The organism is Mesoflavibacter sp. CH_XMU1404-2 (assembly GCF_037029465.1).
Classification (GTDB): domain Bacteria; phylum Bacteroidota; class Bacteroidia; order Flavobacteriales; family Flavobacteriaceae; genus Mesoflavibacter.
On sequence record NZ_JAYMEM010000005.1, the window covers coordinates 79,535 to 99,855 of the forward strand.

Genomic DNA, 20,321 nt, shown 5'->3' on the forward strand with positions numbered 1-20,321 from the left:
TAAGAGTTAATAAATCGGTGCAAAGGTAGAATTTAAAATGGGTATTGCAAGATTAAAGGCTGTATTTTGGTATTAATTTTTTGAAAAACAAACACTTAAAATTTAAAAAGAAAAAAGTCCTTTGTTTTTTTACAAAGGACTTTATATAGTACACAAGAATTTTTAATTTAAAGAATCTTTATTCTTAACATTTAACTTAACATTTTTTTCAATTAAACTATCTAAAAACTTTGAGCCATCATCAACATTAGTAATATCTATGCCTTGTTTAGGTTTTTTACTTCTGTCTAGTTCTATATTTGGGTTTTTGTCATTCCTAAAGATATACTCTAATTCTAACATTACTAGTAATTCCTTTTTTGTATACCTTTTTTGGTAAAAAGAATCTAATCTACGTTCTAACCGTTCTGGTTTTACAGAGTTTTTCAAAGATTTTGACAACAAGAACAAAACAGAATCTTCTTTTTTTATTTGTCTTAATTGGTTTTTACTAATATCTAATTCTTTATTGACTAAGACCATACTTTTTCTTTCCTCTTTAATTGATTTGAAAGGTTGCACAGGCTTACAATTGATAAAGAATAATACCAAAATAATATAAGAAAATTGTTCGTTGTATTTCATTAAAATAAATGAGTAATCCTTCAATACGTTACAAATAAAAGAAATATTTTTCTATAAAAGAAAAAAGTCCTTTGTGTTTTACAAAGGACTTTTAACAGACTAACTCGTTAATAATTTTTTAATTTTTCGATTAAAAAATGTTACGAGTTAACCTCCATCGGCTTTACAACTGCTATTTAAGAAAATAGAGATTGAAACGCCTAATGCATTAATCAAGATTATTTTTTTTAAATATTTCATTCCTTAGCAGTTTAGAATTAATATCTAAAAGAGGAATAAATTTTTCTTTTTCATAGCTATTTTTTCCCTCTTTTGTTAAGTAGATGCAAAAACTTTAAAAAGGTTGCGTGAGAAAAATAAAAATGGTTAAAAAAGTAGTATTTTAGCATTGAAATTTTATAAAAAGTACTGAAAATGAGCAAAGAAAACGAAGCAAAACTAAAAGCTTTACAACTAACACTAGATAAGCTAGATAAAGCCTACGGAAAAGGAACAGTAATGAAAATGAGTGATGCTGCAGTGGTAGATGTAGACGCTATACCGTCAGGATCTTTAGGTTTAGATATCGCTTTAGGCGTTGGTGGTTATCCAAGAGGTAGAGTTATAGAAATATATGGACCAGAAAGTTCTGGTAAAACCACATTAACCTTACATGCAATTGCTGAAGCACAAAAAGCAGGTGGTATTGCTGCGTTTATTGATGCTGAACATGCTTTTGACCGTTTTTATGCCGAAAAATTAGGTGTAGATATTGATAATTTAATTATTTCTCAACCAGATAATGGCGAGCAAGCTTTAGAAATTGCAGATAATTTAATCCGCTCTGGCGCTATTGATATTGTTGTAGTCGATTCGGTTGCTGCATTAACACCTAAAAGTGAAATTGAAGGTGAAATGGGTGACTCTAAAATGGGATTACACGCACGTTTAATGTCTCAAGCATTAAGAAAGTTAACTGCATCTATTAGCAAAACCAATTGTACCGTAATATTTATTAACCAATTACGTGAAAAAATTGGAGTTATGTTTGGTAACCCAGAAACTACTACTGGTGGTAATGCTCTTAAATTTTACGCTTCTGTAAGATTAGATATTAGAAGATCTACACAAATTAAAGATTCTAACGGAGATGTAATGGGTAACAAAACACGAGTTAAAGTAGTTAAAAACAAAGTAGCACCGCCATTTAAAACCGCAGAATTTGATATTATGTACGGTGAAGGTGTTAGTAAAGTTGGAGAAATTTTAGACGTAGCTGTAGATAAAGGCATTGTAAAGAAAAGTGGATCTTGGTTTAGTTACGAAGACACAAAATTGGGTCAAGGTAGAGACGCTGTAAAACTAGTTATAAAAGATAATCCAGAATTATTTGAAGAACTAGAAGACAAAATAAAAGCCGCAATAAAAGAAGAACAATAAAATAAAATCCCGATTAATTCGGGATTTTTTATTTTTATACGCAACCTTTTTAATCCTTATGCATCTATTAATTAGTTAATAGCATTAAATACTAATGAAAAAAATAATTTTATTACTTATAAGCTTAAGTTTTTTATCATGCAGTTTAGATGATGGTAACGAAGTAACCTTTCATAGAGAGTTTTTACCTATATTAAGTGTAGATGCGCCTGAATTCTTTACACAAGGAGAAGATCATGAAATTACAGTAACTTATACAAGACCAAATTCTTGTTATCAATTTGATTACATTTATTATACCAAAAATAATAATGAACGTACAGTTGCTGTTTTGGCTAAAGTTTTAGAAAATAACAATAACTGCATCGAAGTTGTAGAAGAGTCTGAAACTACATTTACAGTAAGAGCTGAACAAGAAGAAACTTATGTTTTTAACTTTTGGCAAGGAGTAGATGATAACGGTGAAGATATGTATCTAATAATAGAAGTACCAGTAGAACAATAAGTTTTAATTAATAAAATATGCATTGAGTTTAGACCAGCTCATATATAACTGTCAAAAAAATGATACTAAAGCACAAAGTGAATTATATGAACTTTTTTCAAGTAAATTATTCTCTATCTGCTTAAAGTATTCGCGTAACTATGCAGAAGCTGAAGACAATTTACAAGACAGTTTTATAACCATATTTAAAAAAATTAAACAGTATAAAAATAAAGGAAGTTTTGAAGGCTGGTTAAAAAGAATTACAATCAACACTGCTTTACAACGCTACCGAAAACAGAAAGTATTTGATATTGTTAATGAAGATGCAATAGAAGACGAAGAAGTAGATATAGATGAAAACAATGTAAGCTTAGACTTTTTGTTAAGCTGCATACAAGAATTACCCGATAGATATAGACTAGTTTTTAATTTATACGTCCTAGATGGGTATTCGCATAAAGAAATTTCAGAAATGCTAGAAATTAATTTAGGTACTAGCAAATCTAATCTAGCCAGAGCTAGAGTGATTTTAAAAGAAAAAATAACAACTTATACTAGCGGAAATAATTCACAAAGTTTATAAATGAGTAAAAAGAATTTAGATAGATTATTTCAAGAAAAGTTTAAAGACTTTGATGCTAAGCCAAACAAAAAAGTATGGCAAAACATTCAAAATCAACTTGAAGAAGAAAAAGACGATAGATCTGTATTTGTTATTCCGTTTTGGGTAAAGCTTTCAGGTATTGCAGTATCATTATTAATATTACTACTTATAGGAAACTCTTTATCAAATTCTGAAAAAGAAATAACACCAATCATTGTAGATTCTCCTCAAAAAAAAGAGGTTAATACTAAATCAAATTCATCTAAAAAAGAATCAAAAGGCGAAACTTTAAAGAAAGATGAAAAAATTGTTTCAAATCCTAATCAAAGTAAAGAAGATTCATCTAATAAACAATTTAGAAGTAACTCAAATAAAGGAACATATTTAACTGCTTCTAGCAGCAATACTTTTAAAAATTCTAAACAAAAAAGTAATAGTTCAAATTACAACAAATCAGCAAGTTTAAATGAACAAAACAATAAAATTGCTGAGTCTTCAAAAAAAGAAAACAATTCTAATTATGCTTTTAATAAAGTTGAAAACAAAAAAGTTATAAACGAACAGAACGAGACTTTAAATCAAGAAACCTATAATAATACATTAGCACAAAATTCATCAAAAGAAAATGAATCTAACACATCTCTTTTAGACACAAACACTAAAGAAGAAGAACAAGAAAATGCTATAGAAACTGCTATTACAGAAGCAGAGAACGAAGAACCAAATAATGAAAAAGAAGAAAATTACAACAGGTGGAGCGTCTATGCTAATGCTGCACCTGTTTACTACAACAGTTTTGGCGAAGGTTCTCACATTGATGAAGAGTTTAACACAAATAATAAAACAGGAGAGATTAACACTAGCTATGGAGTAAAAGTTGGCTACGCATTAAACAAAAAACTTACAATAAGATCAGGTATTAACCGATTGAATTTAAGTTTTGATACAGATGATGTTATCGTATTTCAAAATGTTAGTAATAGTGAAAAGTTTTTAAGAAACATTTCTCTTTATCCTGTCAATAATCAGTCATTAAATTTAATGAGTACTGATAATGCCGTTTTACAAGCATCTTCTCTAGGCATACAGAGAGATGCAGCTCTTAGTCAACGTATTTCATATTATGAAGTTCCTTTAGAAGTTGAGTACGCTATTCTTGATAAAAGATTTAGTTTAAACATAATTGGTGGTGTAAGTACTTTTTTTCTAGAAGATAATGAAGTTGTTTCTGAATTAGCAGGGTTTAAAACAACAATCGGAAAGGCAAACAATATAAATAATGTTAGTTTTTCTACTAACTTAGGTATCGGTCTTTATTATGATTTCTCACAACATATACAACTTAATATAGAACCTACCTTTAAATATCAAATAAATGCATACAACAACACTTCTGGAGACTTTAACCCTTATATTATAGGGTTATACTCTGGATTGAGTTACAAATTCTAAGTTTTAGTTGTTCTTCTTCAAATAGAAGAAAAACTGCTATTACAAAAAAGCTATTCTGTGCCAAGAGTAGCTTTTTTTCTTTTATAACTCTCCAATTGCTTAGCTATGATAATTCTAGCCTTTTCATTTAAAGACTTAGTATCATTAACGCTTAAATCTAATGTCGGTATAAAAGGATGCATAGTCGCTCTTAATACACCTGGTCCACCACTAAAAAAGGTATAAGAAAAACGTTTTTTATTATCTGCAAACGTTAATGGTACAATCGGTATTTTGTGGTTTATAGCTAGTCTAAAAGCACCATCTTTAAACTCGGCTAAATCAATATGTTCTTCAGGCACCATTCCTTCTGGAAAAATACAAATACTTAAACCTTGTTTTAATCGTCTTTGAGCTCTCATAAAAACACGTTTTCTGCTTTCTGCGTCACCACGATCAACCAAAATACACGTACGTTTATAGAAAAACCCAAACAACGGAATTTTTGCCAACTCGGCTTTACCAACAAAAACAAAAGGATTTTTTACCGCTACCAACATTAACATAATGTCAATCATAGATGTATGATTAGCAATAAACATATAGCTTTTTTTACGCTCGGTTTTTTGTAAATAATTTATTTTAGTTGGCATACCCATGCCAACTAAAATAAAACGTGCCCAAAAGCGCGCCAACCTAAAAAAGAAAGGATACCAAGACTCTTTAGAAATAGAAATTAAAAGCAAAGGAAATAGCACAACTATTGGCAAGGCTACCAAAATGTAAAACCAAATACGGTAAAATGTCCAAAAAATGTACTTAATTAACTTCATCTGGGTTCAAAACTAATTAAATTAATTGAGCTATTCTACTAAAAAAATTACCTTTGCCATTCAGAATTAAATTTAATCATGGCAAGAATACTTACAGGAATTCAAAGTACAGGAACACCACATTTAGGTAATATTTTAGGTGCAATTTTACCTGCTATAAAATTATCAGAAAACAGTGATAACGAATCTTATTTGTTTATCGCAAATTTGCACACCTTGACACAAATTAAAAATGCAGAAGAGTTAAGACATAACACCTACTCTGTTGCTGCAACCTGGTTAGCTTTTGGATTAGACATAGAAAAAACAGTGTTTTATAGACAAAGTGATATCCCTCAAGTTACAGAACTTGCTTGGTATTTAAACTGTTTCTTTCCTTTTAAAAGATTGCAATTAGCACATGGTTTTAAAGATAAAGCAGACCGTTTAGAAGATGTAAACTCTGGATTATTTATGTATCCAATGCTAATGGCTGCAGATATTTTATTGTATGATGCAGAGGTTATTCCTGTGGGTAAAGACCAACTTCAGCATATCGAATTTACAAGAGATGTTGCCTCTCGTTTTCATGCAAAAATGGGTGAAGCTTTTGTTTTACCTGAAGAAAAACTGCAAGAAAACACCATGCTTATTCCTGGTACAGATGGCGAAAAAATGAGCAAAAGTAGAGATAACTACATCAACATCTTTTTACCAGAAAAGCAACTTCGTAAAAAAATAATGAGTATTGAAACAGATAGTACACCGTTAGAAGAACCTAAAGACTGGAGTACGTGTAACTGTTTTGCTATTTACAGCTTATTAGCCAACGAAGAACAAATTGCAACAATGAAAGCCAATTACGAAAATGGTAATTACGGTTACGGTCATGCTAAGCAAGCGCTTTACGAGTTAATCTTAACCACTTTTGAAGCTCAAAGAGAACGCTATAACTTTTACATGCAAAACTTAGATAAAATAGACGAAGCGTTAGCTATTGGTGCAAAAAAAGCCAAAAAAGTAGCAGATAATGTATTAGCTAGAGTTAGAGAAAAGGTTGGATATTAATTAAATAAGCTCAAACAATTTTCCTGGTAAAGGTCTAACTACACCTTTTAACTCCATATTAAGTAAAATACTTGCCATTTTGTAAGTTGGTAATTTGCAGTTTATAGCAATAACATCTAAAAGCTCTTTATCGTTATCTTTTAGGTAGTTATATACTATTTTTTCATCTGCATCTAACTCTACAAATAACTGTTTTTGTATTGGTGGCTTTTTTAACGCTTCTAATTCCCAATTAAGCATATATGGAATATCGTATGGTGTAGATAGCAAATGTGCTTTTTGCTGCTTAATTAGGTTATTACAACCAACACTTTGGCTATCTGTTATGCGACCTGGTACCGCAAAAACATCTCGGTTATAAGAATTAGCAATATCTGCAGTTACAAGGCTTCCGCCTTTTTCTGCAGATTCTATAACAATGGTTGCTTGACTTAAACCTGCAATAACACGATTTCGTTTTAAAAAGTTGTTGCGATCAAAAGTATCACTACTCCAAAAATCAGTATAAAAACCGCCATTATTTTCTACTTCAGCCACATATTTTTTATGTACTTTAGGATAAATTTGGTTTAATCCATGCGCTAAACAACCAATGGTTTGCAATTTGTTTTTTATTGCTGCTTTATGTGCGGTTATATCTGTACCATAAGCAAAACCTGAAACAATTATAGGCTTATATATTGCTAAATCTTCTACTAATTTTTCGCAAAAAGCAATACCTGATGTTGTTATTTTTCTAGTACCAACAATACTAATAATGTGTTGATTATTTAAGTTGATATTCCCTGAAGAAAACAATAAAATAGGACCATCCAAACAATGTTTTAAATTTTCGGGGTAAGTTTCATCTAAAAAATAGTGGCAATTAATACCTTCTTCTTTTATGTATTTTAACTCGCTTTCTGCAGCTTCAAGATGATTAGATTTATGTAATTCGCTTAACAGAATTTCACCAATACCATCAATTTTTAGAAGATTGCTTTTTTTCTCTTTAAAGACAGCTTCTGCACTTCCGCAGTGATTTATTAGCTTTTTTGCAGTCGTATCACCAATTTTTGATACGTGTTGTAAGGCTAAAATATGCAGTAATTGGCTATCTTTCATTTTATATTATTCTGATTTTTAAGCTACAAGAAAAGAAATTTATTGCTGTTAATAAATAATAGGGTCTAAATTTTATTCGCTTTTAAAAATTTATAACTTTGTTTTTATGCAATTAGAAACCTACATCAGCGATTTGTTATACCGTTACGATTGTGTGACTGTGCCAGAGTTTGGTGCTTTTTTAACACAACGTAAATCGGCTACAGTACACGATTCTACCAACGCGTTTTATCCGCCAAAAAAAGTATTATCGTTTAATGAACAAATACAAAATAATGACGGACTTTTAGCCCGTTACATTGCCGATGTAGAAAAAATACCTTTTGAAGTTGCTACGCAAAACATTGCAATGCGTGTTAAATCTTTAAAATCTTACTTAACCGAAGGTGAAACTTTAACCTTTGAAAACATTGGAGATTTAAAGTTAAATAACGAAGGTAAAATAGAATTTACACCATCTTATCACCTTAATTATTTAACAGATGCGTTTGGGTTATCGCAATTTGTAAGTCCTTCTGTAACTAGAGAAGAATACAAAAAAGAGGTTGAAACTATTGAAAAAGAAGTACCAACCATTGCTATTACACAAGAAAAACGTAAAAGCAGACCTTATCTTAAATATGCTGCAGTTGCTATTATTGCTTTAGGTTTAAGTGGTTTTGGAGTAAATAATTACTACAAAAACATAGAAAACCATAACCAAATAGCTCAAGAAGAAGCAGATGCACAATTAGAAGATCAAATACAAGAAGCTACTTTTGTAATTAGTAATCCTTTACCAGCCGTAACTTTAAACGTAAATAAACAAACAGGTAATTATCATTTGGTTGCTGGTGCTTTTAGATTTGAAGAAAACTCTGATAAAAAAGTAGAGCAATTAAGAGCTCAAGGCTATAAAGCGAGAAAAATAGGTACTAATAAGTATGGTTTACATCAAGTAATTTATGCAAGTTATACTTCTAGAGAAGATGCTTATAATGCCTTAAACAGTATTAGAAAAAACAGTAATAAAGACGCTTGGCTACTTATTAAACAATTAGACTAAGCTATTTTAAACAAATAATAAAAGCCTCACAACATTAAATTGTGAGGCTTTTTGTTTTCATAATTATTTGTAAAAAGCTAAAACTAAAACTACAAATCGCCTTACCTTTGCAAAAAATTTAAGACATGACACCAAAAACTGCAGAAAGTACAAAAACAACAATGACCGATTTAGTATTACCTAGTGAAACTAATCCGTTAAATAATCTTTTTGGTGGTGAATTATTAGCACGTATGGATCGTGCTGCAAGTATTAGTGCAAGACGCCATAGTAGACGTATTGTGGTAACTGCATCTGTTAATCACGTAGCGTTTAATAGAGCTGTACCTTTAGGAAGTGTTGTTACTGTTGAAGCTAAAGTGTCTAGAGCCTTTAAAAGCTCTATGGAAATATATATTGATGTTTGGATTGAAGATCGTGAGTCTGGAGAACGTACAAAAGCTAATGAAGCTATTTACACCTTTGTAGCTGTTGACGAAATAGGAAGACCTGTAAAAGTACCAGAACTTGTCCCAGAAACAGACATTGAAAAAGAGCGTTACGCTGCAGCTTTAAGACGTAAGCAACTAAGCTTAGTGTTAGCAGGTAAAATGCAACCAAAAGATGCTACTGAGTTAAAAGCTTTGTTTGAGTAAATTATTTTTTATTAGCTTAATTAACTGTTTACTGTTTTTCTAAAACTATTTCTTGATAAGTTGGTAATCTGTGATCACTTGGTTGTCCTTCTTCGTAAGTCATTAAATGTCCTGGTTTTATTCTAATTTTTATTTGCTCTGGATTACCTGCTAATTGGTCTTCTGGTATATGTCTTATTTCCATTTCATAATCAAAATAACTTCTTTCTGGATCTTCAATTAAGACTTCTACTCTTCTTTCTGTTTCAGAACAGTCTTCACAAACGGGATAACTGTATTTTCCTTTTATATAACCACCATAGATCAAATGTTCTGAAATGTCATTAAAGCTATCTATTTGGTTTAAGGTATTGATAACTTCTGTTCCGTTTGAATCTATGTATTTAAACTCTCCATACATTAAATCTTCATAAAATGAAATATCATTATCTTCATTATAATAGCTTAATTCTTCCTTTCTTAATTTTAAAGTCAAAATTTCATTCCCATTTGTATATTGCCATGTTCCTACCAATTTTGTAAAGTCTCCATCTATATCTTTATAATATGCATTTTCTGTCTCATATAAATCGCTTCCATTATATAATGGAATGATTGGGTTTTGAGCCTTACAAGAAAAAAAGGTAATTAATGCTATTGTTGTAATTAATAATTGTTTCATAACCTAATAATTACATTTTATAAACCCATTCTGCAGGGTTTTGTGATGCGTTGTTTTTATAAACACTAAACTTAAGCATAGTTTGTCCATCACTATCTGTAAACACTTCGCCTATATCTTGCTTTGTAGAAATTTCATCACCTTTTTTTACGTAAACTGTTTTTAAGTTTCCGTAAGCTGTAATGTAATTACCGTGTTGTATTAACACTACAGGATTACTCTTTTTTTGTACCATAACAGCTAAAACTTTACCCTTAAAAACTGCTCTAACTTTTGCGTCCTTTTCGGTAGCTATACGCACACCATTACTTTGTATTTCTAGTTTTGGGTCTATTAAAGAGCGTTGTTTACCATAACGTAATCTAACAACTCCTTTTTCTACTGGCCAAGGTAATTTTCCTTTGTTATTTAAAAAGTCTGCTGCTACTAATTTTGCTTCTGCTGTAAGTGCAAAACCAGATTCGTAGGTAGAAGTTTTGCCTGCTTTTTTATTAGATTTTGCTATTTCTGCTTTAATAATTCGGTCTATTTCTCTATCTATTTCGGCAGCTTCGCGTTGCTTTTCTTTTATTTGAGATGCGTACTTATTTAAGTCTTTTTTAATCTCTGCCATTATAGATTGGTGCTGCTTTCTATCGGCTTCTAATTGATTTTGAATGACCTTGTTTTCAGCAATTAACTTATCTTTTTCTTCTTTTTGCTTAACTAAGTCTAAGTTTAAATCTTGAAGTTTTTTAGCTTTTACTTTTATGTCTTCGGCTTGCTGTTTCTGTACCTTCGCATATTGGTTCATGTACTGTAAACGCTTATAAGCTTGTCTAAAATTATCTGAAGACAATAAAAACATTACACGGCTTTGTTCGCTTTTATTTTTATAACTTTTTTGAATTGTTTTTGCGTAATTTTCTTTTAAAATGGTAAGCTCGTCACGCAATTGCGAAATTTCTTTTTGATTGTTATTGATAGATCTTGTTAATAAATTAGCTTGTTGATTGGTGACTTTTATTAGATTATTGGTCACACTTAACTTATAGTTTAAGTCTTCTATTAAAGCCGTTTGATCTTTCTTTTTGTTTTGGTTAGAAAAAAGAAGATTGTTTATTTTTTTTATTTCGTTTCTAAGCTCTATTCGTCTTGCTTCAAGCTGGTCTTTTTTATTGTTTTGCGCTTGCGCGGAAGTGATGCCAAGCAACAAAAACATTAATGAAAGAGTTAGAAACTGGTTGAATTTCATGGTTATAATTCTATTTTTTTATATCCTGAAGGAATGCTAAACGGAAAACGTACATCTTCATTCAAATCTACAGATTTTAATTCTAAATTAATCACTAACTGATCTTCATTTTCTATAGCAAATATCTTTGTTTCTGAAGGCAAGGTTAGATTGTCTACTTTTTGATAAGATAGATAGTCTATTTGTAAAATTCTACGTTCTTTAGGTTGTGCAATTTGCTGCGAGTCCATTTTGAAATGACTTGGATTGAACATTAAAAAAAGCTCGAATAAATCGCGTTGTTTTTTTGGCTTTAATTGGTAAGATTGGTCAAATAAATCAATCTCATAATCCTTATCATTAAGAGCAAACATAGATTGACCTAAAAGCATATTTTGTACTTTTTGAAAGTCTAATTCTGTTCCTAAAAGATTACTTAAATACGTAAAATCACCATCAAAATAAGTATTGTCTAGTTTGTTATAAAACGCCACTCTTGTTGGTGTTATTAGTGCTTTTACCAAACCTAATTTACTCATCCAAATGGTTTTATCTTTTTCTATACGAAGACTAACTGTTGTCCCTTCAGATCTATCTTTTTCGATGTATTCAATTTTCATTTTACCGACTAAAGTTTTAAAATCTGATTCTACTTTTTCGGTTTGTTTGATTAATTGTCTTGCTGTTAATCTACTGTTTAGTTCGCCATTGGCAACAATAGTTTTGGTTGATTTACAACCAACAAATACAAACAAGAATAGTATTGTATACAGAGAAAATTGAGTTTTAATAGTCATTAATTAGATAATTGTAATTTTTTTGCTTTATCAATAAACGTTTTTGCTTTAGTTAAATTGTTTGTTGCCGTATAAGCTTTGGCTAATTGATTGTAAAAATCGGCTTCCATTGGTTTGTCATCTATAATGTAATCTAAGCCCATTTCTAAGCTTTCTATAGCTTCTTTTGGTCTGTTTAGATAGTTTAAAGATACGCCATGCGTAAGGTATAAAACAGGCTGTGATGGGAAAATTTCTATACCTTCTTGGCTACGTGCTTCGGCTTCTTTAAATTGCTTTAAATCTATATGTAAAAGGATGATATTTCTTAAAATACCAAAGTTTTCTTCTTCCTTTTGCAATGCTTGTTCGTAAAAGTTTATTGCTTTTTGTTTTTCGCCTTTAAGTAAATAATATTGAGCTAGTTCTACCAACGTTTTACCACTAGATTCTATTTTTGTTAGCATAGCGGTAACATCTACTAAATCTTGTTCGTATTGCTGATTTTTACTTACAAATTTCACGAAATCTGCCAGCACTTTTATTTTAGAATCTGGATTAATTTTTGAGCTTTGTAAAGCAATTTTCATAGAATTAATTGCTTTATCGTGGCTACCTTCATCTAAATAAAACTTATATAATGCTAAGTGAACAAGCTCGTTTTTTGGGTTAATTTCTAATAGTTTTTTTGCTGTTTCAAAAGCCTTTTTCTTATCGTTATTTTCGCTGTAGCGATAGATTAATCTTAAGTAAGTTTCTTCAGATTCTGGGTTTTTATCTACTCGATCTTCAAGATTTTCAATTTGATCTTTTTTTCTACCTGTTGCGTTGTAAATACGGTTACGTAGTAAGTCTCTATCGTCTGTAATACCGTACTCTTCATCTAACTCGTCTAAAATTTTAAGCGCATCTTTAAAATTACCTGTTTGTACATAAATATTGGCTAAATCCTCTTTATAATCTGGATGGTATTTCACCAATTGTCTTACAGTTTTTATGGCTTTGTTATATTCTTTTTGCTGAATGTAAACATGATACAACTCGTCTAAAACCCATTCGTTATCAGGCTCTATTCTTAATGCATCTTTTAATGCATCTTCAGCTTCTCCAAAATTTTTAAGCTTGTTGTAGTTTTTTCCTAATTGATAATAAATAACCACATGAGAATCGTCTAATTCTAAGCAACGTTTTAAGTTATCTACAGCACGGTCATAATTTTCTATACCGTGTTGTTTCATAGCTTCGTAGAAATTATTTTGAAATTCGTCTTCAAAATTTCCTAAGTCGTCATTTGGTGTTTTATTAAAATCTATTTGGGCATAATTAGTCTGCGGAATGCATAACATTCCGAAAAGGAAATATAAGATGTAAAGCGTTTTTTTCATCTAAATAACCTATTGTGACTAAGGTTTAAGTGATTTTTTAGTTTAATTAGGTCAATAATTATTCCAATTTATGTCTATAAGATTTCTGCTTTCGCAGAAATTTATTCCAAAACAGAATAATCTCCAATACTAATTTTAGTAAACTTACCGTCGTACTTAACGTGATTACCAATCATAGCTTCGTCTAAATTAGCATTTTTTATACTAGTTTGGTTTTGTATTAAACTATTTTTAACGGTTGAGTTTTCGATAACACAATTATTACCAATAGAAACATATGGTCCAACCGTTGCATTTTTAAGTACTACGTTTTCTCCGATATAACAAGGCTCTATGATACTTGAATTTTCATTTTTAACAGAATCAGAAACAAGTTGCTCTTCTCCATCTGCTTGTAAAAAGCCTAACATACGTTGGTTTGTATCTAATGTTATGGTCTTGTTTCCGCAGTCCATCCACTCGCTAACTTCGCCTGTTTTAAAGACTTTTCCGTCTGCCATCATGCCTTTAATTCCGTCGTTAATTTGATATTCGCCACCATTAATAATATTATTATCTAATACCTTTTGTAGCTGATCTTTTAATTGGCTTACTTCTTTAAAATAGTAAATACCTATAACTGCCAAATCGCTAACAAATTGTTGTGGTTTTTCTACAAGCTCTATAATTTCCTTTTTGTCATTTAATTTAACAACGCCGTAAGCTTCTGGTTGATCTACTTGCTTTACCCAAATTACTGAGTCTGCTTCTGGATCTAAATTAAAATCTGCACGTATTAAAGTATCTGCATAAGCGATTACTGCTGGTCCTGATAAACTGTCCTTTGCACACATGATAGCATGACCTGTACCTAAAGGTTGATCTTGACGATAGATTGAGGCTTTTGCACCTAAACTTGTCGCTAAATCTGTTAAACTATCTACCACATCGTCTCCAAACCAAGCTGGATCACCTAAAACAAAAGCAACTTCGGTTATTGGTTGTTTTAAAACCTTTGCGATATCTTTTACTAATCTATGTACAATTGGTTGTCCAGCAACAGGAATTAATGGTTTTGGGACTGTTAAACTATGTGGTCTTAGACGAGATCCTCTTCCCGCCATAGGTACTATTATTTTCATTTTTTTATGCCTGCGAAAGCAGGTATCTTTTTTAATTAAACTTATTTTTTGGGTTTTAGATTTCTTTTTTCAGGAATTTATTCTCTTATTTTATTAAAGTTGTGATTCCAATTCAGACTCAAATCTGTCCAGTTAGGATTCATTTCTTCTATTAACTCAATTTTCGAGTTTCTTTTCCATTTTTTAAATTGCTTTTCTCTTTTTTTAGCAATTAAACCATTTTCATATTCTTCAAAATAAACTAATTTATCACAATTGTATCTAGCTGTAAATGATTTAGGGTATACTTTTAACTTATGCTCCTTAACTCTTTCATCTATATTGTTAGTTACACCTATGTATAAAACTCCATTAGGTTTATTTGTCATGTTATAGACGTACCAAAGTTTCATTTTTACCTGCTTAGAGATTCCTGCTTTCGCATGAATTATTTGACTCCTGTGCTGCCAAAACCTCCTTTTCCACGAGATGTTTCAGAAAGAGTTTCTACTTCAATCCATTCGGCACGTTCGTGTTTTGCAATTACTAACTGTGCAATACGCTCGCCGTTTTCTATCGTAAAATCTTCGTTAGAAAGGTTGACAAGGATAACACCTATTTCTCCTCTATAATCTGCATCTATTGTTCCTGGCGCGTTTAGGACGGTTATTCCTTTTTTTGCTGCCAAACCACTTCTAGGTCTAACTTGCGCTTCAAAACCTATTGGTAACTCAATAAATAAACCTGTTTTAACTATGGTACGATCTAAAGGTTTTAAGGTTATTGACTCTTCAATATTTGCTCTTAAATCCATTCCAGCAGACGCTATAGTCTCGTAGTTTGGTAAAGCGTGATTAGATTTATTAATGATTTTTATTTGCATGAAATGTTATTTGAGTAGTTTTTTAATTTCATTTTTTTCAAGTTGAAAAACTATGCCTAAAAGTACAATTATTGCAGTAAAACCAATAAAATAATTACCTCTAAAATTATAAAAATAGATGAAAGAGAAACTAATCGACACCAATAAATAAATGACTATTTTCTTTAAATTGTAAGGAATTGGATAGTATTTTCTTCCGAAGAAATAAGATAAAAACATCATTAAACTATAAGCGCAAAGTGTAGCTATTGCAGAGCCTTTAAATCCTATTTTAGGTATTAAAATGTAATTGATTAACAATGTAATTACTGCACCAAAAACCGAAATATAGGCGCCATATTTAGTCCTGTCTGTAATTTTGTACCAAACGGATAGGTTATGATAAATACCAAGACAAAAGTTTGCTAATAGGATAAAAGGCACTATCCACATGGCGTCATAATAAGCTTCACTTCTGATAATTATAGGTTTTATTATATCTGCAAAAACAACTACCGTTACTAAGATAATTGCCCCAAATGCAATAAAAAACTCTAATATTTTGGCATAATTTTTTTGTGGATCTTTAGCTTTTGAATGACTAAAAAAGTAAGGCTCTATGCCTAATCTAAAAGCTGTTGCAAAAAGCGTCATAAATAACGCTAGTTTATAACATGCAGAATACATACCTATTTGGTCATCTGCTATATTTTCGGGCAATAATTCTTTTAAAAGAATTCGGTCAAAGGTTTCATTTATAGAATACGCAACGCCTGCAATAAGTACAGGTAAAGCATAGTTCATCATCTTTTTCCAAAGTTTAATATCTATTTTAAACTTCACTTTTCTATAAAATGGTAACAACCAAAGTAACGTTAATGCGCTTGCAATGACGTTAGAAATGAAAATATAATTGATTTCAAATTTTGGTTTATAAATAGAATTGAAAATGGAGTTAGTTTCGGCTAAATCTTTTAAATAGACTAATAAAAACACATTTAGTCCTAAGTTTACAGCTACGTTTAAAATCTTAATTATAGCGTATTTTGTAGGTTGACTTGTAGCTCTTAACCAAGCAAATGGAATAATTACTAATGCGTCTAAAAGCAATATTAAAAAGACTAAGTTTAAGTATTGTAAGTCAATTTCAATTAAAGATGAAATTTGATTTCTAAAAAGAAAAGCAATACCTAGAACAGCTAAACTACTTACTGTTAAAGATGTTGCTGATGTATTTAAAACATTTTTTTGATTTTCTTCTTTATTAAAAAATCTAAAAAACGCGGTTTCCATTCCGTAGGCTAAAACCACATTAAATAAAACGAAATAAGCAAAAATAAAAGATACTTCGCCATATTCAGCTCTTGATAACACTGAAGGATCTGTGTATAATGGCACAAGTATAAAGCTTAACATTCTGGGTAGTACTGTTGCTAAACCATAAATAAATGTTTGCTTAAAAAGAGATTTAAATCCGCTCAAAAGGTTGTTTATTTTGACCTAAATGTATTGAATTTGTTACAGTAATAAAAACATTAATTAATTGGTGGTCCTTCTGGATAGTAAACACCTTCTTTTTCTTCTATATTTGAAACCTTGTAATACTTAGTTGTACCATTTTCTATATAACTAATTACACATTCTCTATTTTCTAATTGAAAAGGAAAAAAACCTTTAGTTGTTAGTGCATTTCCTTCTTCATTAGTTAATCTTTTTGTTAATCGAGAAAAATATTGACCTTTTAAAGGTGTTAGTTTTCCTTTCATTTTTCTAAAGTACACACTATCCATTTTAATACTTGAATGGTTTGGATAAAGGTTAGAAAAATAAAGATTGACACCAGAGCTACCAATAGCTACACCGGTTGTCCAATGCTGTAAATAGGTTTGCGTTAATTGAATTGGTGCTTGTTTTTGTAATGCGTATTTAGAAGGTGAACAATTACAAATACAAATAAATAACACAATTAGTGTTATTGATTTAAGGGCTTTCATAATGTAAGTAGGTTAATAATTAATTTTGTTTTGGTGGCGCACTCGGAAAATACTCAGTTTGTTTTTCTTTTATATTATCAATTTTATAATACTTCTTTTTATCGTTTTCGGTATAAATGACAACTGCTTCATTTTCTTTTAAATCGAAAGAAGTTTCTTCTTCTGTATTAGGAGAGAAATCTTCATTTTGATTAGCTTCAGTTAAAATACGTCCTATAAACAGATTTGGATTATTTGGTTTAGTTTCTAATAAAACTTTATGCCCTCTAAAATATAAACTGTCTAATGATATATTAGTCTTTAAGTTAGTTACAGGAATAAATATATTAATACCTGATCCGCCATTTTTAACTCCTGCAACCCAGTTTTGATAATAAGGTTGTTCTATTTTAAAACTTACACTATCTTGAAGTTTTTGGACACTAGAACATTGTAAAAAAAATGCAAATACTATAAATGTAAACGTGATGTATTTAAAAAAGTTAATCATGAGCTTAGTTTTTTATAAATATAATAATCAAATTGCATTCCATAAAAAAAGCCTTATCAAAATTGATAAGGCTTTTTATTTTTTATAATTGCTTTGAGTTTAGCACTATTAATTATTTAATGCTTCTGCACCACCAACAATTTCTAATATTTCATTAGTAATTGCTGCTTGACGTGCTTTGTTGTAAGTTAATTTTAATTGATCTCTTAACTCTGTAGCATTATCTGTTGCTTTATGCATTGCTGTCATACGTGCTCCATGCTCACTCGCAAAGCTATCTCTTACACCTTTATAAAGCTGAGTTTTTAAAGATTTAGGGATTAACTCTTCTACTATTTCGGCTTTAGAAGGCTCAAAAATGTAATCTAAATTAACGTTTTCATCCTGTTGTATTGGAACAATAGGTAAAAACTGTTCTGTCATTACTATTTGTGTTGCTGCATTCTTAAATTTGTTGTAAACGATTTCAATTTTATCAAACTCGCCTGTAACAAACTTATCCATTAGCATTTGTGCTATTTCTGCAACGTTATCAAAAGTAAGATCATCAAAGATTTCACTTTTATTAGCAATTACGATTCCTCTTTTTGAAAAAGCATCGTTTATTTTTTTTCCTATTGCTAATACAGATACTTCTTTGTCAGCATAAACATTACCTATTAAATTGTTAGTTTGTTTGATAATGTTAGAGTTAAAAGCACCACATAATCCTCTATTAGAAGATATTGCTACAATTAATACTCTTTTTACTTCACGTTGATCTGCAAACTTACTTCCTGTATCTGCATCTAAAGTTGCACTTAAGCTTTGTAAAAGCTCTGTTAACTTATCTGCATAAGGTCGCATTGCTGTAATAGCATCTTGGGCTTTCTTTAACTTTGCAGCAGATACCATTTTCATGGCACTGGTTATTTGCATTGTTGAAGATACCGAAGTTATCCTACTACGTATTTCTTTAAGATTAGCCATTCTTTACTTTATTATAAAGCCTCTTCTTACACAGAAGAGTGACATTAATTTATTTTTAAGCTTTGTATTTAGCTGAAAGGTCTTTTGCTACTGCAGATAATGTATCTGTAACCTCATCAGTTAATTTACCTGCTTTTAAAGTATCTAAAACATCTCTGTGTTTAGCGTTTAAGAACTCAATATAATTTCTTTCGAATTCTTTTACTTTTTCTACAGGAACATCTCTTAATAAGTTTTTAGATCCAGCATAAATAATTGCTACTTGATCTTCCACTGTATAAGGGTCGTTTTGTGCTTGCTTTAAGATTTCTACGTTACGCTTACCTTTTTCAATTACGTTTAAAGTAGCAGCATCTAAATCTGAACCAAACTTAGCAAATGCTTCTAGCTCACGGAACTGTGCTTGGTCTAATTTTAACGTACCTGATACTTTTTTCATTGATTTAATTTGCGCAGATCCACCAACACGAGATACCGAAATACCTACGTTAATTGCAGGACGTACACCAGAATTGAATAAATCTGACTCTAAGAAAATCTGTCCGTCTGTAATCGAAATTACGTTAGTTGGGATATATGCAGAAACGTCTCCAGCTTGTGTTTCGATAATTGGTAATGCTGTTAAAGATCCACCACCTTTTACTACAGGCTTTAATGATTCTGGTAAATCATTCATGTTTTTAGCAATATCATCATCTGCAATCACTTTTGCAGCACGCTCTAATAATCTAGAGTGAAGGTAGAAAACGTCTCCTGGATACGCCTCACGTCCTGGTGGACGACGTAATAATAAAGATACCTCACGGTAAGCAACCGCTTGTTTTGATAAATCATCAAATACAATTAAAGCTGGTCTACCAGTATCTCTAAAATACTCACCTATTGCAGCACCTGTAAATGGTGCGTAAACTTGCATTGCAGCAGGATCTGATGCATTTGCAGCTACAATAGTAGTATAAGCTAAAGCTCCTTTTTCTTCTAAAGTTTTAGCAATGTTTGCAACTGTAGACGCTTTTTGTCCTACTGCTACATATATACAATATACAGGTTGTCCTGCATCGTAAAATTCTTTTTGATTTAAGATAGTATCTATACAAACTGTTGTTTTACCAGTTTGACGGTCACCAATTACAAGCTCACGTTGACCACGTCCTACAGGAATCATGGCATCTACAGATTTAATACCTGTTTGTAATGGCTCGTTTACTGGCTGACGATAGATAACACCTGGCGCTTTACGCTCTAATGGCATTTCATAAGTATCACCAACAATTGGTCCTTTACCATCAATTGGGTTTCCTAAAGTGTCTACAACACGACCAACAATACCTTCTCCTACTTTAACAGAGGCAATACGGTTAGTACGTTTTACTGTAGAACCTTCTTTTACTCCAGTTGATCCTCCTAATAATACAATACCTACATTGTCTTCTTCTAGGTTTAGTACAATACCTTCTAATCCACCATCAAATTCTACTAACTCTCCGTATTGAGCATTTGATAATCCGTAAGCACGTACAATACCATCTCCTACTGTTAATACTGTTCCAACTTCGTCTAAAGAAGCGTTTGCTTCAAATCCTGACAATTGTTGTTTTAAGATTGCTGATACTTCAGCTGGTTTTACTTCTGCCATCTTTAT

The 20,321-nt window shown here is 30.9% G+C and carries 22 protein-coding genes; 7 read left to right on the forward strand and 15 right to left on the reverse strand.

The genetic code is table 11. The annotated features are described in order from the left end of the window. Positions 1–162 precede the first annotated feature (162 nt). Positions 163–624, reverse strand: a complete 462-nt coding sequence (locus WA327_RS03695; RefSeq protein WP_336066629.1) for a hypothetical protein — start codon at positions 622–624, stop codon at positions 163–165. 414 nt (positions 625–1,038) lie between these two features. On the opposite strand from WA327_RS03695, the gene recA reads away from it, so the two are divergent. From recA to WA327_RS03715, 4 genes are all read left to right on the forward strand, one after another. Next, positions 1,039–2,043: a recombinase RecA gene (gene recA, locus WA327_RS03700; protein ID WP_336066631.1), complete on the forward strand. Its 1,005-nt coding sequence runs from the start codon at positions 1,039–1,041 to the stop codon at positions 2,041–2,043. 94 nt (positions 2,044–2,137) lie between these two features. Continuing rightward, entirely contained in the window at positions 2,138–2,548 is a 411-nt protein-coding gene (locus tag WA327_RS03705; RefSeq protein ID WP_336066632.1) for a hypothetical protein, read from the forward strand. A gap of 22 nt (positions 2,549–2,570) precedes the next feature. Next, positions 2,571–3,113: an RNA polymerase sigma factor gene (locus WA327_RS03710; RefSeq protein ID WP_336066634.1), complete on the forward strand. Its 543-nt coding sequence runs from the start codon at positions 2,571–2,573 to the stop codon at positions 3,111–3,113. Continuing rightward, entirely contained in the window at positions 3,114–4,586 is a 1,473-nt protein-coding gene (locus WA327_RS03715; RefSeq protein ID WP_336066636.1) for a hypothetical protein, read from the forward strand. 50 nt (positions 4,587–4,636) lie between these two features. On the opposite strand, the gene WA327_RS03720 is transcribed toward WA327_RS03715, so the two are convergent. Beyond that, on the reverse strand, positions 4,637–5,398 hold the full coding sequence (locus WA327_RS03720) for a lysophospholipid acyltransferase family protein (RefSeq protein ID WP_336066638.1): 762 nt from the start codon (positions 5,396–5,398) through the stop codon (positions 4,637–4,639). Positions 5,399–5,476: 78 nt separating this feature from the next. Between WA327_RS03720 and trpS the strand changes: the two genes are divergently transcribed. Continuing rightward, positions 5,477–6,445 carry a tryptophan--tRNA ligase gene (gene trpS / locus WA327_RS03725; protein ID WP_336066640.1) on the forward strand — a complete coding sequence of 323 codons (969 nt, stop codon included), beginning with the start codon at positions 5,477–5,479 and terminating at the stop codon, positions 6,443–6,445. On the opposite strand, the gene dprA is transcribed toward trpS, so the two are convergent. Next, positions 6,446–7,549 (reverse strand): DNA-processing protein DprA, encoded by a 1,104-nt coding sequence (gene dprA, locus WA327_RS03730; protein ID WP_336066642.1) that lies wholly within the window; start codon positions 7,547–7,549, stop codon positions 6,446–6,448. Positions 7,550–7,655: 106 nt separating this feature from the next. Between dprA and WA327_RS03735 the strand changes: the two genes are divergently transcribed. Together WA327_RS03735 and WA327_RS03740 are read left to right on the forward strand one after the other, a co-directional pair. Further along, on the forward strand, positions 7,656–8,594 hold the full coding sequence (locus tag WA327_RS03735; RefSeq protein WP_336066644.1) for an SPOR domain-containing protein: 939 nt from the start codon (positions 7,656–7,658) through the stop codon (positions 8,592–8,594). 125 nt (positions 8,595–8,719) lie between these two features. Then, positions 8,720–9,229: an acyl-CoA thioesterase gene (locus WA327_RS03740; protein WP_336066645.1), complete on the forward strand. Its 510-nt coding sequence runs from the start codon at positions 8,720–8,722 to the stop codon at positions 9,227–9,229. 28 nt (positions 9,230–9,257) lie between these two features. Here the strand turns inward: WA327_RS03740 and WA327_RS03745 are convergent, their stop codons facing one another. The 12 genes from WA327_RS03745 to atpA all read right to left on the reverse strand — a co-directional run bounded on the left by WA327_RS03745 (position 9,258) and on the right by atpA (position 20,315). Next, on the reverse strand, positions 9,258–9,890 hold the full coding sequence (locus tag WA327_RS03745; RefSeq protein ID WP_336066648.1) for a DUF6705 family protein: 633 nt from the start codon (positions 9,888–9,890) through the stop codon (positions 9,258–9,260). 10 nt (positions 9,891–9,900) lie between these two features. Beyond that, entirely contained in the window at positions 9,901–11,124 is a 1,224-nt protein-coding gene (locus tag WA327_RS03750) for a peptidoglycan DD-metalloendopeptidase family protein (protein WP_336066651.1), read from the reverse strand. 2 nt (positions 11,125–11,126) lie between these two features. Further along, a complete protein-coding gene (locus WA327_RS03755) occupies positions 11,127–11,900 on the reverse strand; it encodes a DUF4292 domain-containing protein (RefSeq protein ID WP_336066653.1) in 774 nt (257 codons plus the stop codon). Continuing rightward, positions 11,900–13,264 (reverse strand): tetratricopeptide repeat protein, encoded by a 1,365-nt coding sequence (locus tag WA327_RS03760; RefSeq protein ID WP_336066655.1) that lies wholly within the window; start codon positions 13,262–13,264, stop codon positions 11,900–11,902. Before WA327_RS03760 ends, WA327_RS03755 begins: the two co-directional genes overlap by 1 nt. Positions 13,265–13,365: 101 nt before the next feature. Continuing rightward, positions 13,366–14,385 (reverse strand): sugar phosphate nucleotidyltransferase, encoded by a 1,020-nt coding sequence (locus WA327_RS03765; protein WP_336066657.1) that lies wholly within the window; start codon positions 14,383–14,385, stop codon positions 13,366–13,368. A gap of 77 nt (positions 14,386–14,462) precedes the next feature. Next, a complete protein-coding gene (locus WA327_RS03770; RefSeq protein WP_336066659.1) occupies positions 14,463–14,777 on the reverse strand; it encodes a GIY-YIG nuclease family protein in 315 nt (104 codons plus the stop codon). A gap of 35 nt (positions 14,778–14,812) precedes the next feature. Beyond that, on the reverse strand, positions 14,813–15,247 hold the full coding sequence (gene dut, locus WA327_RS03775) for a dUTP diphosphatase (protein ID WP_336066662.1): 435 nt from the start codon (positions 15,245–15,247) through the stop codon (positions 14,813–14,815). Positions 15,248–15,253: 6 nt separating this feature from the next. Then, the gene (locus WA327_RS03780) at positions 15,254–16,708 is read right to left on the reverse strand and encodes an oligosaccharide flippase family protein (RefSeq protein ID WP_336066664.1); all 1,455 of its coding nucleotides are present in this window, start codon (positions 16,706–16,708) and stop codon (positions 15,254–15,256) included. Positions 16,709–16,761: 53 nt separating this feature from the next. Beyond that, complete coding sequence (locus tag WA327_RS03785) at positions 16,762–17,220, reverse strand: hypothetical protein (protein ID WP_336066666.1); 459 nt, start codon at positions 17,218–17,220, stop codon at positions 16,762–16,764. A gap of 19 nt (positions 17,221–17,239) precedes the next feature. After that, entirely contained in the window at positions 17,240–17,710 is a 471-nt protein-coding gene (locus tag WA327_RS03790; protein ID WP_336066668.1) for a hypothetical protein, read from the reverse strand. A 108-nt stretch (positions 17,711–17,818) separates the two neighbouring features. Beyond that, the gene (atpG, locus tag WA327_RS03795; protein ID WP_336066670.1) at positions 17,819–18,679 is read right to left on the reverse strand and encodes an ATP synthase F1 subunit gamma; all 861 of its coding nucleotides are present in this window, start codon (positions 18,677–18,679) and stop codon (positions 17,819–17,821) included. Between the two features lie 55 nt (positions 18,680–18,734). Further along, complete coding sequence (gene atpA, locus WA327_RS03800) at positions 18,735–20,315, reverse strand: F0F1 ATP synthase subunit alpha (protein ID WP_336066671.1); 1,581 nt, start codon at positions 20,313–20,315, stop codon at positions 18,735–18,737. Positions 20,316–20,321: the final 6 nt, after the last annotated feature.